The organism is Enterobacter sp. 5-4 (assembly GCF_000612205.1).
Lineage (GTDB): Bacteria > Pseudomonadota > Gammaproteobacteria > Enterobacterales > Enterobacteriaceae > Enterobacter > Enterobacter roggenkampii.
Window position 1 is genome coordinate 1 of sequence record NZ_JFHW01000030.1, and the last position, 1,369, is coordinate 1,369.

Sequence of the window (1,369 nt, forward strand, 5' to 3'; positions counted from 1 at the left end):
CGGGCTGCATGACATCATTGCTCGTTTTTCCTGTGTTTTTCGTTGCAGAAGTTCCCAGACCGAGGTTTGTGCGAGCGCCAGCGGCAGTCTTATCACCAGTCCCTCCCTGTGAAATACTTAGCGCTGTAGTCAGCCCGCTTAGCGAGGTAATGTCATCGTTTGCACCTTTTGCCGCCTTGCCTGAGAGAGTAGTGGTAATGCTATTCCATGCTGGTCCCGTCCATTTCGTCCCATCCGGCAAAGTTACTGTTACATTACCGTTTCCAGAAAAAATACTTTGCCAGTTCTGTTTGTCGTAATTCAGTCCACGCAGCGCTTCTGCACTTTGTGCCACCAGCGCAGCAGTTACCATGTTCAGCGCAACGCGGGGAACAGCTGACCAGGCCGCGCCGGCCTGAGTAGGCCCGGTAAAGTTGCTGACCAGCGTAAGTTGCGCATTACTCTCAACCGATTTAACGGGCAGCGTATAATCAACGCCACCCACAGTGGAGACAATAAAGTCACCTGCGGCGAGTTCGGTTGCGAATGAGGTTCCGGTACCGCCAACAATAGCGGACCCATTTGTCAGGGTGATAGTTCCTGCAGACATATGCGCTCCTTTCGGGCAATAAAAAACCCCGCCAGAGCGAGGTTTATTCAAAAATGTTTGAGTTAATGGCAGGTGGTACTACTGAACGTGTTTGCGCTGACCCATGACCAGTTAAATGGGTAACCGGCGCGGTACTGGGTCTGGTTACTTTGCTTGCGTACTCCGTAAATCTGGACGATGTTTTCCTGTCCGCCGATCAGGGCCTTTCCGGTACATATGGGTTGCTGCTTCTGAAGAACGCCAGCGCAACCGGAGAGCAATACAGCCACCGCCAGGCAAAGAATCATGTTTTTCATCGTGGTTATATCCCAGGGTATTAACGAAGCTAAACAATAACAAGATGAATCAAAGGGATATAATTGATTTTGTAGATCAATAACACATAATTGATCGCCGAAAACGATCAATCGTAGTTGACGCAGTTGATGGCCATAATCACGTTTCTCAGATTTGAATACGCGACGTTCTGAAGGCTTCCGCCGGGCGTTGTTTGTGGTCTGGCGAATATTCGCGTGTTGCCTCCCTCAAGTTTCGCCATGCTCTTGTATATCGCCGAGTAGGGCTGCGGCTGGCCGCCAGCCGATATCACTCCAGTAATCAAACCAAGCATGGCAGGCATACAGGCCCATTTCCCCGCCAGCGTGGTATTGATGTTATAGCCTGAACTTGCATCTATCCCGGCAGTACCGAGGGTTACCACATCACTGAGTGTGCGCGTTTCGTTTGTCAAAATAAGCGTCCCTGACGCATCCCAGACGGCCAGCCCGTAGTCTGGCTTTG

General features: G+C 51.0%; 1 protein-coding gene and 2 pseudogenes. All 3 read right to left on the bottom strand.

Annotated features, from left to right (window positions below; genetic code table 11):
- Positions 1 to 589 (bottom strand): annotated as a pseudogene (locus AA74_RS0120055) (phage tail protein); the annotation flags it as partial.
- Between the two features lie 62 nt (positions 590 to 651).
- The gene (locus tag AA74_RS0120060) at positions 652 to 885 is read right to left on the bottom strand and encodes a hypothetical protein (RefSeq protein WP_025913139.1); all 234 of its coding nucleotides are present in this window, start codon (positions 883 to 885) and stop codon (positions 652 to 654) included.
- Positions 886 to 992: 107 nt separating this feature from the next.
- Positions 993 to 1,369 (bottom strand): annotated as a pseudogene (locus AA74_RS0120065) (hypothetical protein); the annotation flags it as partial.